Here is an 18,415-nt window from a genome sequence, read left to right on the forward strand (position 1 = left end):
CAAGGGGTTGCGCCCAAACCACCAGTAATTACTGAGGGTTGCACTGGGGTTGCGTTTCAAAGTGCAACCCCTAAAATCACCCCATCCGCAACCTTGCGCAACCCCAACCCAACCCCTCGTAAATGAGACTTCATTTACACCTAAAAACACTCCTTTAAAAGTGCTTTTTCTGACAAACCTCAAGCATACGAAGCTTATCTTAGTCCGGCCTTGTAAATGAAACTTTATTTTTCAAAATGGAAGCTTAGGGAGTTCGTTTAGCTCGATAGAGATCCAACGAACAAACTTAGTTTTCATGTAGTAAAAGGAAGTTTTAGTTACACAGCCTAGAGTTTTCTTTGGTTCGTTTCTTTTTGGCAATGCAAAAGAAATGAACAGAACCCATGATTCGGAGAATTATCTCTAGTCCTCAATAATTTAACCTCAGGGGTTGCTTCCAAACCCTCAATAAACACTAAGGGTTGCACGGGGTTGCGTTTCAAAGTGCAACCCCTAAAAACATCTCATCCGCAACCTTGCGCAACCACTCGTAAATTCAGAAAACATTTGCACTTAAATGCTACCCGTAAAAGTGCTTTTCAAATCACCCAATAAAATCATCTACGTACAATTATCCTACTCATCCTTCAAACTACTACTTAATGAAAAATTTAAAAGTCACGCTAAAACAACATTATTACCTGTAAGCTCAAACTAGAAATGAATTTCGCCTAATAACGGAAAGTTTCATTTTCAAAATGTCGACTTAGCGACTTCGTTTAGCTCGTTAGAGATCCAACGAAGGAGGTTAGTCTACATGAAGTAAAGGGAAGTTTTCGTTATTCAGCGACGGCTTTTTTTGGTTACTTTTTTCAGCTGCAGGAAAAAAGTGACAACCCAAGTACCGGAGCATGAACTAAGTTTTCGAAGATTGATCTAAAACACAAGGGTTCAAACTGATGCCTAGCGTTTTCTTTGGTTCGTTTCTTTTTGGCAATGCAAAAGAAATGAACAGAACCCAAGCTTCGGAGAAAGAACTCAAGTCCTCAACAATCCAACCTCAAATTATATGCTCCCTCAAAAAAAATAAAAAATTTTCATCCTTAAAAAACGCCCTCAGGGGTTGCGCCCAAACCACCAGTAAACACTGAGGGTTGCACTGGGGTTGCGTTTTAAAGTGCAACCCCTAAAAACACCCAATTGCGCAACCCTTGCGCAACCCCATTAATCGAAATTAATTTCATCTATTTGCTAGTAAATCATTTAAAAATTTACAGCATGGCAGCTACAATTATTACACTAGAAGATTTAACACAGTTTAAACAAGAAATTATCGAAGAGATGCGTGCTTTGGTCGCGCATCAAAGTTTTCTACCTGTTGAAGAACCGGAACCTAAGAAAGAGGAAAAGAAACTCATCAAGTCGCACCAGGTGCAACGATTGTTGGGTATTAGTCCAGGTACTTTACAAACGCTTCGTAACAACGGGACCATCCCCTATTCCAAAATTGGTGGCATCCTCTTCTACGACAAGGCCGAGATTATGAATCTTATCGAATCCAACAAAAGAAATGTCTAACCCCTAAAAATCAATCAACATGCAACATCAAGTCAATTATATCTTTCACCTAGAAGGCGTATTTAAAAAGTTCGACGAGGACGAAAATATGTCCCCTTGGCACATCAGTCTTTATTTGGCCATATTCCGTCTTTGGAACAATGCAAAATTCAAAAATCCAATTTCAGTTTCGCGTTCGGAACTAATGAAAATGTCCAAAACGGGATCGGTAAATACCTACTACAAATGCATCAAAGATTTACATGCTTTGGGCTACCTAAAATACACCCCTTCAAAAAGCAAATATGTGGGGAGTAAAATCAGCGTTTTTCACTACGATGAAAAGGGTGAAAATCTCGGTATCACCTCTTGTATCGAAAGTGATAGTACTGGCGATACTACTGCCGATAGTACTGGTGAAAAAGTGGTGAGACCATACTTAAACAATATAAAACATAATAAACATATAAAACATTTATATAGGGAGGATGATAAAAAAAAGAGGTCCAAAAAGTTTATAAAACCTTCTCTCGATGAGGTCAAAAATTACTTCCTCGAGAAGGGTTCAGAATCCACCAATGCAGAACGCTTTTTCAACCACTTTGAATCCAACGGTTGGTTAGTGTCTGGAAAGTCCCCCATGAAGGATTGGAAAGCCGCTGCTCGCAATTGGATGCTCAATGGCCAACGTTTCAACAAAACTGAAAAAGCAAATCACCTACAAACCGAAAACGAAAAGAACTATGATATCCCTCTCTAACATTCCAGAAGATCAAAAGCCCTTCATAATTGAAGGTGATACCAAGGTTTACCATTACGGCAATACGCTTCGAATACTCCAAAAACTCGGAAAACTCACCTACGGTTCCAGCTTCTTTTAACGAAGAGAAGACAAAGCCATCCTCTACAAGCTTCTCATTTACGCCATAGGAGACACAGAGAACTGCAATAAACGAGGTTTAGACCTTTCGAAAGGTATTTTGCTGTCGGGACCAATTGGATGCGGTAAAACGTCACTTATGGTTCTTTTGAATTATTTCATCGAACACAAGCAAAAACACCTCATCAAATCCACCCGAGAAATCAATGCTGAAATCCACAAGGAAGGCATGGATGTCATTCAGAAATACGCCAAAAAGCACAAAACCATTTGCTTCGATGACTTGGGCGTAGAAGCAACCACCAAGTACTATGGCAACGACTGTCACACCATGGCTGAAATCCTCCTGGGCCGCTACGAACTACAAATCCACCAAAACATCAAAACCCACGCCACCACCAACCTCAACGCCGATGAGCTCGAAAAAATCTACGGCAACCGAGTCCGCTCCCGCCTCCGCAGCATGTTCAACCTCATCACCTTCCCCACTGGCACCAAAGACAAACGATCATGAAACACACACCACAAAACCACTCAAACAAGATGAACTCAAAAATAAAACTCAGGATTTATGGCTTCCCATAAAACGAGAACCGTCGATTCTTCAGAGATAGTGGTCAGACTTGCGGAGATGCGTTCCGATGCTAATCGGAAAAGAGCACGCAGCGTAGTCTGAACCACGGTTTGCAACTTTGGTAAAAGTTGCGAAATCTCCTAAGAATCGACTAGCGTTTTCTTTGGTTCGTTTCTTTTTGGCAATGCAAAAGAAATGAACAAAACCCAAGTTTCGGAGCAAGATCTCAAACTTCAAACAAGAATACATTTTTTGAATTTTGAACTATAATTTTTGAATTAACCGCGGCCTTGAAAACATTTCTTATTAAAACAAGAATAAGCGACGGGAAGTGAACCCAGCAAAATCAGCATAGAGTTTGAGTAGAGAGTAATGAGATAGTACTGTAAAAAAACAAGCAAAAATTAATCATCAAATCCCTCAAAGCAAATTTGAATCTTTGAATTGTTGAATCTTTGAATCGTCCAAGCCTAGATTTTTCTTTGGTTCGTTTCTTTTCATCGATGGAAAAGAAATGAACAAAACGCTAGTACGAAGTCAGATCTAAAACCACCATGAAGATTGGCCTTGTAAATGAAACTTTATTTTTCAAAATGAAAGCTTAGGGAGTTCGTTTAGCTCGATAGAGATCCAACGAACGAACTTAGTTTTCATGAAGTAAAAGGAAGTTTTAGTTACACAGCCTAGCGTTTTCTTTGGTTCGTTTCTTTTTGGCAATGCAAAAGAAATGAACAATACTCAAGTTTCGGAGCAAGATCTCCAGTCTCAACAAATCAACAAAAACAACCACCATGAACATCCTCAACACTCTCCCCCTAATCCAAACCCCTTTGGACAATTCTCAATACTACCGCAAGCGTTGCGACAAAAAACAAATCGTCCTCCACCACACCGTAAGCAACGGAATCGCCGAAAACGTAATTGCAGGTTGGAACAAAAACGCCCCCCATATCGCCACCGCATTCGTCATCGCCGGAGACGGCACCATCCACCAATGCTTTTACTCAGAGTACTGGGCACATCACTTGGGCGTAAAAGCCCAAAACAACACTGTCCTCAACCAACAATCCATTGGCATAGAACTCTGTTCCTGGGGACCATTAGAATTCCGCAACAACAAATTCTACAACACCTACAACCAAGAAGTAACCGACACCGAAATCCAACACTACAAAAACACCTATCGCGGACACCATTACTACCAGCGCTACAAACAAAAACAATTAGCATCCCTCCAAGCCCTCCTCTTCTACCTCTGCCTCAAATACAAAATCCCTATGGACTATGATCCCCTAATCTGGGAAGTCCACCAAGGAGCTTTGAATTCAAAGCCAGGGATTTATTCACATGTGAGTTACAGGAAGGATAAGGCGGATTGTCATCCGCAGAGGGAGTTGATTGAGTTTATAAAAAACTTAAAATCAATTAAAATTTAAAACTCCCTACACTCTCTACGTACCCGAAACGCAACATTTATCAAACTTTTCCAACACTTATGACATCAATCCGAATGAGGAATTTAGATGAAATATTTCGGCTTATTTCGGCTTAGGATAGTTAGGAAAAATCCCCTTTTTGCAGTTCAACAAACTTTGTTCAGACAAATATTTCTATCTTCGATAAACCTCTAACTAATTACTAAATTTTAAGTTTGAGAAATTTTAGCATATTTTAATGATTTTGGTAAGAATGACCAATTTCTTAAATTCTCTTGAGTCAGTTAAATAAAACCAAACAATGCCACGTCATTTTGAAAAACAGAATAAAAGCAACCTTAAAACACCAAGGAGTAAAACACCTCAAATTCAAAAACATCCCAGGGTTTAATCATTTTAATAACCGTAAGCAAATGTGCCGTATCGAAAGCCAATATTTAAAAGGACAAGCTTCGCCTATTGTCTAATTATATACAGATACATCAGTAAACAATTACATATTATATGTACATTTTGTAAAAGAATATTGAAAAGCTAAAAAAAATGGTAGTACTAATTACTAGAATAATATTAACCGCAATAATGGTGTTTTTTATTTATTTAATTTGGACCAAAGATGTTAATATTCTTCGTTGGTTTAATGAAAAAGCTATCAAGGTACTTCCAATTGATAATTCACTAGATAAACAACTGGAACTTGTAAATGTTTTGATTAGTCCAAATCAAAATAAACAATTAGCCTTGTACATACATATAGACGAATCGGTAGACAAAATTCAAGACATTTCACTAACAATAACAACTAATGATCAAGGTTCTAAAGGTACTGTTGGTTTACTTAAAACTATTAGAGACTTTAAATACTTTAGCGACTTATTGTCCACTCCCTATTCAACAACTGACTTTATTGACCACCAAATTATCAATTATCAGAAATGGTCAAATACCGGTCCAAATGGTTTAGATACAACAAAAATTAATTTGGAAGCATTTAATGGTGATGAGATAATTTTAGAATGGAGGGATGCTGAGAATAAAAAACACATAAAAAAATGGCCATATATACGATATAGAAATATTGTGGACGGCCTTAAAAAAGGACCGATACCATCAGAAAAAAGCAAAAATGTTTTTGTAAATGAGATGAAACTTTAAATTAATCAAAAACATACCTATGAAAAAGATAATCCCTATTATAATCACTTTGTGTTCTTATGCACCTTTATTAAGTCAACAAACCTGTGCGTATTCCAGTGTAGATTACAACCTGAACATTTGTCTTAATTACCATAACACATCTCATGTTTCGGTATCAATGAATCGAGCTGTTGATGAAATATTAGAAAAAATTGGGGTTTTTAATAAAAATTTTATTGTTAAAAATTGCAATGGAATTTTTAATGCTCTCGCAACTAATTACAATAATAACCGCTACATATTAATGGATGAAACTTTCTTCTATCAGTCCATTTCAAACAATAGCATTGGTTACCATTTAATATTATCCCATGAAATTGCTCATCATTTAAACGGACACACTTTAAAAAGTTCTACATCAAGACTAGAAAGTCAAAGAATGGAGCTCGAATGTGACTATTTTGCAGGTTTTGTTCTAAGTAAGTTCGGTTATAACATTGAAGATTGTATCAAAGAGGCAAAAAACATATTAAAAGATGATAATTGGACACCAAACTCAACCCATCCTAATTTAGAAAGCAGAATTACTGCTATAAAGAAAGGTTATCTGGCTGATTTTTCACAAAAACAAAAACTCGCGCATAAAATCAGTAATATTATCGAAAATGAGTATCAAAAGGCATTCAACGAAGCTATTACCAACTATCAAAATAAATTAAGCAATACCCAAGATAAACGTTTAGCATTTTTAATTGATGACGCTGAACGTGGCTACCGTGATATAATTATCAATAACAAATTTGAAAAAATTGATGAAATCATAAGCAAATATCAAAAGATAGATATTATCACTAAAGAAATGGCAACAATAAAGTACCAGTTAGGAAGCCTATATTACAGAAAGAGAGAGTTTAACGAAGCCTACAATTATTTTATTAGCGCCTACAATCTGAAAAATGATATTAATTTTCTCATTTCAGCCTTTGGGGTAAGTTATGAAGGTGGTTTAACAATAGATGAAAAGATCTTTCAACCTTTGCAGTATTGTGATTTTACGGCCTTGAATCACCCCAATCTTTATAAATACCTTGCAATTTATTTAGCTGACAAAAAGATTGAAAGAGCTATAACGGTACTAAAATATGCAATAGAAAATTGGTCAAAATTTAATTTATTAGATCATGAGTTTTTTTTATTACCAAATCTTACAAGTGATTTATCACTACTTTATTTGAAAAACAATCAATTAGAGTTGGCATATCAATACAATTTAAAAGCAGGAAAATTATTTGATATAGAGAATAGACTTAATTCTAACCTTACAGAGTTCGACAAGAATGACTTTTCTGTAATAATGAGTAATAGAGCCCTTATAGAAATGTTCCTAGAAAAGTATAATGATTGTATTACTACCTGTGATAAAATAATAACGTATTTAACAGACTCAAATCATAGTGATGTTTATTATTTATTAGGAAGAAGTTATTATGGTTTAGGGGATTATGAAATGGCTGTTGTCTATTTTAATCAGTCAATAAAAACATCTAAAATAAAGACTGACACATATTACATGAAATATTATTATAGGGGGTTAACAAATAAAGAATTAGGAAATATTGATAAATCAAAAATCGATTTTACCGTTGCTTGTGATAACAACCTACCTTTTGCCTGTAAAGAACTTAATTAAAACTTTTCTAATGAAGAATCTACTTCTTGTCACATTTTCTTTATGCACTGCATTAAATTGTTTTTCTCAAAACAAGGAAAATCCATTACACCCATTCACATATTACAATAATATTGAATATGCGAACCTCCGAATTAAATCAGTAAAAACAACCTCAGAGTATTCCGAATTAGTATTTTCTTACACCAATACGGAACATATTAAAGATGGATGGTTTAACATCAACAAAAATACTTGCTTGAGAGATTCTCAAAAAGGAAAGAAGTATAAACTTAAAAAAGTTAAAAACATCCCATACTCACCAGAAAGAAAAAGTATTGCCTTTAATGAAAACTGCGAATTCACACTCTATTTTGAAATATTAAACAAGGATTGCAAAACTTTTGATTTTATTGAAGGAGATAATATAGGAGACGGTTTTACCTTGGAAAATATTCGTTTGGATGGTAATCAATTAGAATACCAAAGGAATATTGATGAAATACAAAAACACATTCCTATTGGGCTGCTTTTAACCCTTAGAAATGGCCGAATATTTAAGTTCGCCGAACTCTATGAATATTACAAAACATCCGCTGAACATGACCCTTCAAACTTTTCTAATTTTGTTAAAATAACCGAGCAAGACGATGGATCAAAAATTAAAAAGGATATTTATAAATTCAGTTATAATGGAAGCAACATATATCTAATAACAAATAGTGAAACAAAAGATAACATACAAGTAATAGTTCAATTGAAGGATGATTTTGAATACACTAGGTTTTGGTATAATTTAAAAAAAATCCATTTTTTAAACGACAATGGTAATGGAACTTGGAGTTTGCCAGATAGGATTTTTAGCGTAGTTTCCCCCATTAAAAAGAATAAAATGGTTAGTTGGCTAGCAATTTGAAATTATTTCAACCAGAATATCACAACTTTAAGTTAAAGCTTTTTCCTCAACCAGATTTACAGAAGCTAGGTAATAACCTTGATACCCTCCGTGTAAATACTAATATTACAAAAATTAGGGACTCCTTTTTTAACCAGAACCTATAAGTTACTAAAATCCCCAAATCTGAAAAGTCCACCAAGGAGCTTTGAATTCTAAGCCAGGCATATATCCTCATTTGAGATACAGGGAGGATAAAGCGGTTTGTCATCCGCAAGAGGAGTTGGTTGGTGTTTTAAAAATTTTAAAATCAGATAATATTTAATACTTCCTAAACTTAAGTTTCCGAAACGCAACACTTATAACACTTCCTCGTCTTTGTTAACCTTAATTAATTATGGTTTTTGAAAGAATCTCATTCAAAAACTTGCAACAAAACAGTACGGGAAGTCCTCAAAATAAAATTACAGTTGTTTGAGGTACTTTAGTGAACTTAATTTACCAATAAAGGTTCGTTCGTAACAAAAAATTCAGAATAATGCCTTCCATAAATAAGCTGTTTTAACAATTACCCGTTTTAGAGCTATGTCTTAAAAACTCTAAAAGCGATCAATGGAATTAATTCACTATACAAACCAAGTCAGTTACTTTTTTTTTATATTTGAGTTGAAAAATTAACACATTAACTGCTTAAATTATGAATTCAACAAAAGGTAGAATATCTATCAGTGACAAATCACTATCAATAAAGAACACGTTTGGTACAGATGTTATAAACAGAGAAAGAATTTTTGAAATAAGATACAGAACTAATTTATTCTGGAAAGTAACACGCTTTTTTACGTTGAGTCCTGTGTATTTTATTAATGCTCTCAAAGGTAAATATCACGTTGAATTAATATACCGCGAAACAGAATACGGTTCTAAAAAAGAAAAATCATTCATGTTTACTCCTGCTGAAATCCAATTTCTAAGGGAGAATTTGTAGGAATAACTAAATACTTTTTAAGTATTAAATGTTGGACAGTTATTCTTTATATAACATATAAATTATTATAAATCAATTTCCATCCTAACTCTACACATCCAATTAACGACAAACTAAAACAATGAAATTCAATTAGTGTGATAGTATTTGCTCTTGTTGCAATACACTTCAAACCTTATCTACCTTTTTAATTAAAGTATAACAACAGAACGGATTCCAAATAGATTAAAATAATTTAAACTAAAACTAGTAATAATAAGAAATCTGAGTAATTTATTTACTAGTTCACATTTTACTCCCATAGCAAAGTTTAACATACGTAATGAATAATAAATCCCATAAATATCTGATGTCATAATATCGACTATCCTTATATATTAATAACACACCTATGAACAAATTAGAAGAAAAATCTTTAAGTAAAATTGAAGAATCACAAAAGAAAGATTTAGATTTTATCAAATTGAAAATCAAAGACAGTAATCCTACTTTATACGACCAATTATTAATTAGCTCAGAAGAAAGAAAGTATTATTTCTATACAGAATATACCGCAGAATCGCTGAGTAGAGTTGTGAAAGAATATAAATTCCCACTACTACCATCGGTAAATTCGGATTTTCGTTCTACATTTTTAACAAAAAAATCTTCTATTCAAAAAATAGAAAATGTTGAGATATTTGAATCAATAGAACGACTAGGGGTGTATTCCAATTTAGTACCATCATTGAATAATGAGAAGCTCGTATATTACGACGAAATACCTTTAGAATTAAATAAGGGTAAAGTAATTTCCAATCAACCCTATTATTACATTCCTGAATTAACTAAAAGTGAAACATGTCATCAATGTAACGGTGAGAAATATACAACTTGCGAAGATAAGGAATGTCAAGGACAGCACGTTTATACATGTTCAGACTGTCGTGGACAAGGAGAGATTAGTTGCGGTAAATGTGATGGAAGACATGAATACAGATGTCCATCATGTCAAGGAAAAGGAGAATTAAAATGTACCAGGTGCAGAGGCATAGGTAATGTACAATGTGATAATTGTAATGGAAAAGGTTATAGGAATATTAATGGAAGAGATGAAAAATGTTTAAGATGTAGAGGAGGACAGAAAACTTGTAATGAGTGCAAAGGAACTGGATCCAGAAAATGTTCTTCTTTATCGGGGCATGGTCTAATTGGCGCCGTAATTAAAAAAGGAGTTGGCCATGAATATTGTGGAGGAAAGGGTGTTATAACATGTAAAGTATGTAAACCTAACGGAAAAATAGATTGCGAAAGATGTCATACTAGTGGTGACATCACATGTGAAATATGTTATGGAGACCAAATAGATAATAGATGTGGTAAAATTGACTGTAAGACTTGTAAAACAACGGGAGAAATTGGTACCTTATCGTTTATAGAAAGTAAAATAGACTACCACAGGGACAAGACAATTAATTGTACTAATGCACATATTAGAACAGATAAGTTTTCGATTAATAATATTAAAAAATTCATTCAGGCTTCTGAACCTTTGGAAGTTTATAGAAACATCAATAATGATGAAGAAATTAAATACGATCAATATAGTAAAGATCTATCTCAAGTAATAGAAAAAAAACTTGGCATTTCTAAAACATCATACCCAAAGCTATTAGTAGAAAATTTATTTTATGAATGTGTACCATGTACGACAGTCACATACAGTCATATACTGTCGGGTACGGAGCATAAAGTTTCATTAATAGGAATTGATACTGATGAACCTGAAGTTATATTTCATTCTGATCCAACCAAAATAGATTCAAAAAAAGGACTAGAAAAAAATGTATTCAAAGATTTAACTGGACGAGCTTTCACGACCAAAACTTATAAACAAAAAATTGAAAAAAGAAATGAAATAATTTTAATGGTACATATTGCCAAGGCTGATGGTCTTATAGAAGATAGTGAAAAGCAAGTCTTAGCAAAATACATCACTAGTTTAGATAACTTTACGAATAAAGAAAAACAAGAATTGTTTGATTTAATGAGTACCAGTGAATTACCTGAATTAAAAGAAGATAGAGCCATTTTTTATTCAGAGGAAAGTATTCTCAAGGCTATTGATAAAATGACTGAATTAGCTACAAATGCGGATGGCACTTTCGAAGAAGCTGAAAAAGTCAAGATACAAGAACTGAAAGAATTTATTCTGCATGCTAGCGCCTCAAAAAAAGGAAGACTTGCTAATTTCTTCGGTACTTGGCAAATTAGTATTCCAATTTTAGTAACTCTTTCTTCTATAATATTTACCTGTATCTGGTTCTTATTTCTTTCTCCAATAGAGACGAATCCTAAAAATCAATTAGTAACTGAAAATAATTCAATTTTACCAATTAAAACTGAGTTAGCAGATACAATTGAAAAATACACAACAAATGATCCAAAGACAGAGACATCCGTCATAGAAAACAAAATTGAATATGGAATCGTTGAGGCTCAATTTAGCTATATTGAGTTTGGTGATTTTTATTATTTCGTTTTTACTGATAATAACGGAAAAGAATGGGATTTTGGAAAGGGTGAAAATAATCTAGAGGACTATGACTTTGGAGAGGAAGGTAGCAACCCAGAACTTGTTGGGCAAAAATTCAAAATAAATTGGAAAAAAGAGGTTGTAACGTCCACTGATATGAATGGGAATAATGAAAATAAATATGACATACTAAGCATTGTCTCTATTGAAAGGATTAATAATAATACAATTTCTAAGTATAAAATAAATGACCCAGATGGCTTCTCAAATCTAAGAGACAAACCAAATGGACAGGTACTACAAAAGATTTACGACAATGAAACATTTGAAGTGGTCGGAGAGGTTGATGATTGGAAAAAAGTTAAACTTTCAAATGGCATTTTAGGATTCATACACACCTCTAGAGTAGTACTGATAAATGAATAAAATCGTCCCTCCTACCTTTTATAATTTATGAGGTGGGACAAAAGGTATTCGCAAAAAAGCACTACATAAAAATAAAATTAAACCAAGGGTAATACAAAGCAGCTAGGCGCTGCCCTTGGTTTAAACGCCCGTATAAAACAGTTGATACAACACTTTTATACGGGCTTTTTATTTTTCTTCCGTTTGCTTTTGTGCTCATCCGCAGCTACTCTGTCTTTTTGTATATTTTCCGCTGGGCTCCAAATACCCAAAAATCCACCGCTGCTTCATGTTAGGCTCGCCTGCTTCATCAGTCAGGCTTCGTCGCAATGTATGCAGTTTTCGTTTTAGATGAGGTGCATTTTCATTTCCGCGCTGCTTCAACTCAAAAGCACTTTAGGTTTATTACTCTTTGTTTAAATCTTGGTGGGAGGCAAGCAATTTGTGCTTCATCCTTTCCGTACCTCCATTCCTTCAACCCAAATCCCTTGCTTATTATTCCATGGTTTGCAAACATTACTCCTCGTGTTCTTCATAAAAAATACTCGCATACTCCGCTTTTTTATTCAAACATTGGTCACTCTATTATTTTCCAAATAGTCCCCGTTCCTCACCTTCCTTCAACTCGCAATCGGCTCGCGCCTTTGTATGGATTTAGCTGCGCAGCTTTTGGTAATAATGAATAGTGTTTGGTATAATTATTTTGACCGTTCACGGTAAGGAAATGAATAAACACAGCAAAAGTAAAGGGGGCCAAAAACGGCCTGTAAAGTTCAAGCCTTCGGTTTTGTAAAAAATCTCCACCTTGGTTGTTGTGTGGTGTCTTTAGTTCTTATGCTTCTTACTCCTACTCCATCTTAAATGCTCAGGTATTTTGACTTCTTCTATTCGGTAGTATTTTTCACAAAAAACTTGACAGTCCTAAGCCCCCTTTGTTCTATAGGCATGTTTTTTCCTTTCCGAAAGAAATATTTTAAAAATTGTAAGCAGGTTAGCAACATCATGTACAATTTTTGATTTCAATTAACTTCAGGATATCTTTAAATAAAAAATGATTGTAGGGAACATAGATTTAGAAATTCTGAACAGAAAAAAGGAGCTGTTAGAAAGATGGTACAAAGTGAAGGAAACAATTGAAAACAAGCCTTATTTACACAGTTACAATGAAACTGACATTCCAAAAATTATAGAATTATTAAAACGAATAAGTATTAAAGAGATCGAAGGAGAATTAGAGTTCCTTCCTCCTTACTTAAAGAAAATAGATATAGTTCTACATACTTATATCAAGGAAACTAAAACCTTTTCTGAAGAATTGAAAATTAAAATAAATCTGAACCAACTTCTTAACATTATCAATTCAAAGCCTAATAAATAACCAAAACCCCGATGCAGTGCACCGGGGTTTCTTTTGTTCTATTTTTTGGACATTATCAGTTTGAGGAGATAACTGACCAGGAAACTTACTACAGCACCTATCGCAGCCAGTACTATTGTTTTGAGGACGTCTTGTATATCTACGATGGCAAATATTGAAAGTACGGTTCCTCCTAGTGTTCCAAAAAGCGTGTTGTTAGGTGTTGTATGGTTCATTTTATTCCTCCTTTCCTTCTACTACGGTTTGACTCACTGTGGTGAGTATACTTCCTCCTAAAATGAGGTAACCGGCTACACTTGACATTACTGCAGGTAATGCGATGGGTGAAGCTAATACACTTGTTCCAACCGCGGCCAAGATCAAACCTACTGTTCTCAATTTCTTGAAAAACGGTGGTGTATCGGCTTTCATGCGGTCTACAACTTCACGGAGTGCATTTTGTTTGGGGGTCTGCATCTTAGTCGATTTGCAAGATGTTTAACACGTTGTAGGCTCCGTTTTTAAGGGAGTACAAGTTACCGTTCACTTCTTGCAAGAACTCGATCAAAAGCACTGCAACTTTGTTGGTTGTAATCGCTCCTGGAGGTGTCACTGCAATGGTAACGGTTGTTTGTGTTGCATCTATGGGCAATATCTGAGCTGTACCTGCAGTAAACTCTTGTTCACCATTGTCAAAGTCTAATTCCAAAACACCCATATTAATGCTTACATGCGTAGCGCCTGATGGGGCATTGAAGTCGTTTGAGGGTACCAAATCAACAATACTCACCTCATGGGTTGCATTATCGTAGTTCACCGTTGCAAACAACACAGAATTCAATACGGATTTGTTGTTGAAATTAAAACCTTGCAAAGCTGCAATTCCAAGAGGGGTTTGGATACCAGTTCCCACGGTTCTTTTTCCTCTTTCATTGGTGGCATCATACTTCTTGATTTCCGTCATCTTTTTGGTCAAACGAGAAGTAATGCGTTTGTCACCCGCTACTTGTAAGAAAGGTCTTAATCCATCTCTCAAGAGTTTACCAGCTTTGGCAGCAACTCCGAATTCAGCTCCGTTTTCACGTGTTCTTGCAAAGGCCGGGTCATTTTTAATACGGTCGGCTTCAATTCCACCTTTTTCTCTGGCCAAGTAGCCATCTTTGGTTTTGTAAAAGGAGATATCACCTATCTTCCCTTTCAACTTGATTATTCCTTTTTGTCTTGCCATGTTTTCTAATTTTTAATTCAGGCCATCCCTGATTTTCAGAGACACATCTCCGCGCGTTTTGATGTTTATCTTAAAATTAGAGTTTGGTGTTCCCTTCAGCAAAAAGTGCCTTCCGTAGCTCGTTAGCATTTCCTAAAAAGCGTGTTTTTTCGTACCTTAATAGAACAAGGCATACACGTTATTCTCTTTTGAATTACTTTGCTTTTATCTCTTCCTAATTGCTCTATTTTGACTTTTAAGAGCAAAGGCATAGATACAGTATGGATAAAGTATGGATAGTGTATGGTTAAGGTATGAAATGCACATGGAACGTTTGATCATCTATCCTAAAGACGTAATGATAGTCACCGGCAAAACCGAAAGACATGCCAGGTATTTGTTGCAGCGCATTAAAAAATCACTTCAAAAAGAGGAACATCAGGTAATCACCATTGCGGAGTTTGCGGAATATTTAGGGGTGGATTTGGAGGAGGTGAAGAGGGTGATATTTCTGTAAGCTAATCTTAAAAAACACCAATAGCCAAGATATCTAAGTGAGATTCCAACAAACAATATAAACTTTACTTTGAGACGCCTAAAGAATACTGACAGATCATTAGTTCTAGCCTTTCAAGAATTGGCCATTAACTTACTTTTAGTTTTAAAAATTCCCTCCTACATTGTTCTTCAGTTATGTTAAAAGTCCTGAAATTATATTTCTTAATTACGATCATGCTTGTGGCACAAATTGGCTCTACAGGTGTGATGTATTTTGAAAATACATGTTTGGCTCTTAACACAACAGAGATATCTTTCCGAACAGATTCATGCAGCTGTCAACCAGAATTGAACTGTTCCAAAACAGAAGAACCATATATTCAAAGTACATGTTGTTATCACACATCGCATGTACTGCAGACTTCTGTGGAATCAAAAAGCATATCAAAAGTTGTAAAGACAAATTTCACGAAAAACCTTAAATCTCCAAAGAACTTTCTTAGTAGTAACTATGTTTACCTTGGAAGTAAAACAAAGTCTACTGTTCAGGATCCTCCTTTACTTAAAGGAATAACACTCTCCAAAAGAATCCTATTTCAATCTTTTCAAATTTGATTTCTAATAATTCTGATTACAAATAAACTGAATTATTACCCCCTCAACCCAGGTTGTGAAAATCAAATATTATCATGAAAAAACTATACAAAATAACATTAGGTTTTGCTGCCCTAATGTTTCAATTCCATGCACAAGCACAATGTGTAAATGGAGAAGCTGAAGTAGAAATTGTTGTACATACAGTCGATTATGGATATGAAGGATATTGGGAACTTACCCCTGCAGGAAACGGCTGTGGAAATGGAACAATAGCTTCTGGAGGAAATACAATTGTCGGATGTAATGGTTCTGGATTGCAAAATCAACCCAATGGAGGTTACGGAGACAATACGCAATACACTGAAGGACCTTGGTGCTTAATTGAAGGAAATCAATACGACCTTATCTATAGTGACGATTGGGGTGATGGAGGATTTATGTTCGAGGTTTTTGTTAACGGATACAAAATCAAAACTTTTGACGGAGTGGGACTTGGCGCTACTTTCACCTTCACAGTAGAAGAACCACCTGCCTACGATTTAGCAGTTACAAATTCTAACATTTACGCGTATGTAACGACAGGTAATTATGATCTTCATGCACATATTTTTAACGCTGGAACAAGCACTATTTCTTCTTTTGACCTGAACTATACCGTTAATGGAGGAAATGTGCAAACACATAGTGTAAATGGACTTGCAATGAGTAATTACGCAAGTGAAGAAATTGAACACAACATCCCCTTAAGTATCTCAACCAATGGAGTTTATACTTTAAAAATTTGGGTGGATAACATTAATGGCGGAAACCAAGACATGAATACTTCAAACGATACGCTAACTCGTCAAACAGAAGCAGGCCCAGGTAGACCTAATTATATTGACGACTATGTAAACCAAACAACAAGCATCGTACAAATTGCTGGTTTTTCAGAACAAATCAGTGCTCCCACAGATTTAGACTTTCATCCAGTTTTAACCAATAAGGAACTTTGGGTTATTAACAAAGGTATAGAAAGTACAGGTGGAAGTAGTGTTACCTTGTACAATGCTGGAGAAGCCAATCAAACACATGCCTATAAACAAGACGGTAACGCATGGCACTTTATGTCTCTCCCCACTGCTCTAGCATTCAGTTTAAATGGAAATTGGGCAACTGCACCAGGTGTATACGATGCCAATCATAATGGTGGTTCAGCTTTTACAGGGCCAAGTTTATGGTCGAGCGACATGAGTATATATGCCCAACCTTCGGGTGGTAACGGAAGTCATTTAGACATGCTACACCTTAGTCCGTATTCGCAAGGAATTGCCGCAGAAACAGATAATGTTTTCTGGGTATTTGATGGATATACAAATGACATTGTTCGCTATGACTTCGTTGACGATCATGGTCCTGGAAATGATTTCCACGGTGATGCCATCGTTAGAAGGTATTCAGATGATGCCGTAGCGAAAGATCCTAATAATGAAGTAGTAAGTCACCTTGTGTTAGATGAAAACCAACAATGGTTATATGTGGTTGACCACGGAAATGGCAGAGTTATACGCATAGACATTACTACAGGTAGTGATATGGGGGGAACGCCTAATTACCCGATGAATGAGCCAATAGCCGAGTACAAAGAATATACCGGATACACCCAGGAAACAGTAGTGAGTGGTTTAAACAAACCGGCAGGAATCGACGTTATAGACGATAGAATGATTATCAGTGAACATACTACAGGAGAGATTATTATCTATGATATCTCTACTATCCCTGCTGTTGAATTAGATAGAATCCCAACTGGAACATCAAGTGTACAAGGTGTTAAAATTGGTCCTGAAGGAAGAATTTGGTTTGTAGATCAAAATGCAAATGGAGTGTATAGAATAGACAGTGAATTATTGGCTACATCAGATGTTAACCCCATAGATTTTAAGATTTACCCCAATCCTAGTACAGACTTATTTTGGGTCAACGTTGAAGATTTCAACCAACAAGAAATAAATATCTATGATGCTACCGGTAAACTAATTCTAAATCAGCGATTAGAAGGAACAAAAACACAAATAAATTTAGATGTTCAACCCGGAATGTATATCATAGAGATGCGAAATCAACAAGGTGCAAGTACGCAACAAAAACTGATAATAGAGAACTAATAATTAATAAAGGGAACCCAAAGTTTCACGGGGTTCCCTTTAAACTATTTTAATAAGTAGATAAACACAAGTACTTTTAGTTAAACGAGATAATCCTTATATTTGTTCCATCAATAATGACCAGCAATAAGACATATAAATTCATTTTGTTTCAACTCGCAGTCTTAATTTTTGTGAGCGCGTCTGGATTTGCCATTAATGTTCATTATTGTGGTGAGGATATGCAGAATTTTTCTCTTTTGGGAGAAGCAGAGGCCTGTAATGGAACCGAAAAATTAGATAAGCAGCTTGAAATTGATTCCTGCATGCTTTCACAAAAGTCTTCACAAGAAGAAATCCAACCTGAAAAATGTTGTTCCAACAAGACTTATAAAATTGAGAACAATAGCGATAAAAAAGAAACTGAAAAAGGAGTCAACACCAACAAAACACAGCTCATTGCTACATACCTAGCAGTGCACAACTTGGTTGATTTAATTATCGGTGAAACTAGCATAAATTACTCTCATTACTCGCCCCCAGCGCTTATCAAAAAGCGCAACCTAGTCTTCGAGTGCTTTCTTATATGATTAAT

14 protein-coding genes are annotated in these 18,415 nt (G+C 35.2%); 12 read left to right on the top strand and 2 right to left on the bottom strand.

Annotation, left to right across the window (positions count from 1 at the left end; genetic code table 11):
- Nucleotides 1-1,257: 1,257 nt before the first annotated feature.
- The 9 genes from BM327_RS03880 (at nt 1,258) to BM327_RS03925 (ending at nt 13,413) form a co-directional block, all read left to right on the top strand.
- Nucleotides 1,258-1,557, top strand: coding sequence for a helix-turn-helix domain-containing protein (locus BM327_RS03880; protein ID WP_090246539.1), 300 nt, complete (start codon nt 1,258-1,260; stop codon nt 1,555-1,557).
- A gap of 19 nt (nt 1,558-1,576) precedes the next feature.
- Nucleotides 1,577-2,296, top strand: coding sequence for a hypothetical protein (locus BM327_RS03885; RefSeq protein WP_090246541.1), 720 nt, complete (start codon nt 1,577-1,579; stop codon nt 2,294-2,296).
- A gap of 259 nt (nt 2,297-2,555) precedes the next feature.
- Nucleotides 2,556-2,930: a hypothetical protein gene (locus BM327_RS03890; RefSeq protein ID WP_170853664.1), complete on the top strand. Its 375-nt coding sequence runs from the start codon at nt 2,556-2,558 to the stop codon at nt 2,928-2,930.
- 851 nt (nt 2,931-3,781) lie between these two features.
- Entirely contained in the window at nt 3,782-4,426 is a 645-nt protein-coding gene (locus tag BM327_RS03895) for a peptidoglycan recognition protein family protein (protein ID WP_090246543.1), read from the top strand.
- A gap of 543 nt (nt 4,427-4,969) precedes the next feature.
- Nucleotides 4,970-5,581 carry a hypothetical protein gene (locus BM327_RS03900; RefSeq protein ID WP_090246546.1) on the top strand — a complete coding sequence of 204 codons (612 nt, stop codon included), beginning with the start codon at nt 4,970-4,972 and terminating at the stop codon, nt 5,579-5,581.
- Nucleotides 5,582-5,600: 19 nt separating this feature from the next.
- Complete coding sequence (locus tag BM327_RS03905) at nt 5,601-7,253, top strand: tetratricopeptide repeat protein (RefSeq protein WP_090246548.1); 1,653 nt, start codon at nt 5,601-5,603, stop codon at nt 7,251-7,253.
- A 10-nt stretch (nt 7,254-7,263) separates the two neighbouring features.
- Nucleotides 7,264-8,148 (top strand): hypothetical protein, encoded by an 885-nt coding sequence (locus BM327_RS03910; protein WP_139230237.1) that lies wholly within the window; start codon nt 7,264-7,266, stop codon nt 8,146-8,148.
- A 1,358-nt stretch (nt 8,149-9,506) separates the two neighbouring features.
- Nucleotides 9,507-12,056, top strand: a complete 2,550-nt coding sequence (locus tag BM327_RS03920; RefSeq protein WP_090246554.1) for a TerB family tellurite resistance protein — start codon at nt 9,507-9,509, stop codon at nt 12,054-12,056.
- A 1,030-nt stretch (nt 12,057-13,086) separates the two neighbouring features.
- Nucleotides 13,087-13,413: a hypothetical protein gene (locus BM327_RS03925; RefSeq protein WP_090246557.1), complete on the top strand. Its 327-nt coding sequence runs from the start codon at nt 13,087-13,089 to the stop codon at nt 13,411-13,413.
- Between the two features lie 216 nt (nt 13,414-13,629).
- Here the strand turns inward: BM327_RS03925 and BM327_RS03935 are convergent, their stop codons facing one another.
- Both BM327_RS03935 and BM327_RS03940 read right to left on the bottom strand, forming a co-directional pair.
- Nucleotides 13,630-13,869 (bottom strand): hypothetical protein, encoded by a 240-nt coding sequence (locus BM327_RS03935; RefSeq protein WP_090246561.1) that lies wholly within the window; start codon nt 13,867-13,869, stop codon nt 13,630-13,632.
- 1 nt (nt 13,870) lies between these two features.
- Nucleotides 13,871-14,620, bottom strand: coding sequence for a hypothetical protein (locus tag BM327_RS03940; RefSeq protein ID WP_090246563.1), 750 nt, complete (start codon nt 14,618-14,620; stop codon nt 13,871-13,873).
- Nucleotides 14,621-14,891: 271 nt separating this feature from the next.
- Between BM327_RS03940 and BM327_RS03945 the strand changes: the two genes are divergently transcribed.
- The 3 genes from BM327_RS03945 (at nt 14,892) to BM327_RS03960 (ending at nt 18,410) form a co-directional block, all read left to right on the top strand.
- The gene (locus tag BM327_RS03945; protein WP_244526188.1) at nt 14,892-15,116 is read left to right on the top strand and encodes a hypothetical protein; all 225 of its coding nucleotides are present in this window, start codon (nt 14,892-14,894) and stop codon (nt 15,114-15,116) included.
- A gap of 670 nt (nt 15,117-15,786) precedes the next feature.
- Nucleotides 15,787-17,841 carry a T9SS type A sorting domain-containing protein gene (locus BM327_RS03955; RefSeq protein ID WP_090246568.1) on the top strand — a complete coding sequence of 685 codons (2,055 nt, stop codon included), beginning with the start codon at nt 15,787-15,789 and terminating at the stop codon, nt 17,839-17,841.
- A 116-nt stretch (nt 17,842-17,957) separates the two neighbouring features.
- Nucleotides 17,958-18,410, top strand: coding sequence for an HYC_CC_PP family protein (locus BM327_RS03960; RefSeq protein WP_090246570.1), 453 nt, complete (start codon nt 17,958-17,960; stop codon nt 18,408-18,410).
- The last annotated feature ends 5 nt before the right edge of the window (nt 18,411-18,415 follow it).

It is taken from the genome of Lishizhenia tianjinensis (assembly GCF_900116425.1).
GTDB lineage: Bacteria > Bacteroidota > Bacteroidia > Flavobacteriales_D > Crocinitomicaceae > Lishizhenia > Lishizhenia tianjinensis.

Bases quoted from the DNA above. Each gene is read 5' to 3' on its own strand.
- BM327_RS03880 (WP_090246539.1), top strand. From the start codon at position 1,258: ATGGCAGCTACAATTATTACACTAGAAGATTTAACACAGTTTAAACAA.
- BM327_RS03885 (WP_090246541.1), top strand. From the start codon at position 1,577: ATGCAACATCAAGTCAATTATATCTTTCACCTAGAAGGCGTATTTAAA.
- BM327_RS03890 (WP_170853664.1), top strand. From the start codon at position 2,556: ATGGTTCTTTTGAATTATTTCATCGAACACAAGCAAAAACACCTCATC.
- BM327_RS03895 (WP_090246543.1), top strand. From the start codon at position 3,782: ATGAACATCCTCAACACTCTCCCCCTAATCCAAACCCCTTTGGACAAT.
- BM327_RS03900 (WP_090246546.1), top strand. From the start codon at position 4,970: ATGGTAGTACTAATTACTAGAATAATATTAACCGCAATAATGGTGTTT.
- BM327_RS03905 (WP_090246548.1), top strand. From the start codon at position 5,601: ATGAAAAAGATAATCCCTATTATAATCACTTTGTGTTCTTATGCACCT.
- BM327_RS03910 (WP_139230237.1), top strand. From the start codon at position 7,264: ATGAAGAATCTACTTCTTGTCACATTTTCTTTATGCACTGCATTAAAT.
- BM327_RS03920 (WP_090246554.1), top strand. From the start codon at position 9,507: ATGAACAAATTAGAAGAAAAATCTTTAAGTAAAATTGAAGAATCACAA.
- BM327_RS03925 (WP_090246557.1), top strand. From the start codon at position 13,087: ATGATTGTAGGGAACATAGATTTAGAAATTCTGAACAGAAAAAAGGAG.
- BM327_RS03935 (WP_090246561.1), bottom strand. From the start codon at position 13,869: ATGCAGACCCCCAAACAAAATGCACTCCGTGAAGTTGTAGACCGCATG.
- BM327_RS03940 (WP_090246563.1), bottom strand. From the start codon at position 14,620: ATGGCAAGACAAAAAGGAATAATCAAGTTGAAAGGGAAGATAGGTGAT.
- BM327_RS03945 (WP_244526188.1), top strand. From the start codon at position 14,892: ATGGATAGTGTATGGTTAAGGTATGAAATGCACATGGAACGTTTGATC.
- BM327_RS03955 (WP_090246568.1), top strand. From the start codon at position 15,787: ATGAAAAAACTATACAAAATAACATTAGGTTTTGCTGCCCTAATGTTT.
- BM327_RS03960 (WP_090246570.1), top strand. From the start codon at position 17,958: ATGACCAGCAATAAGACATATAAATTCATTTTGTTTCAACTCGCAGTC.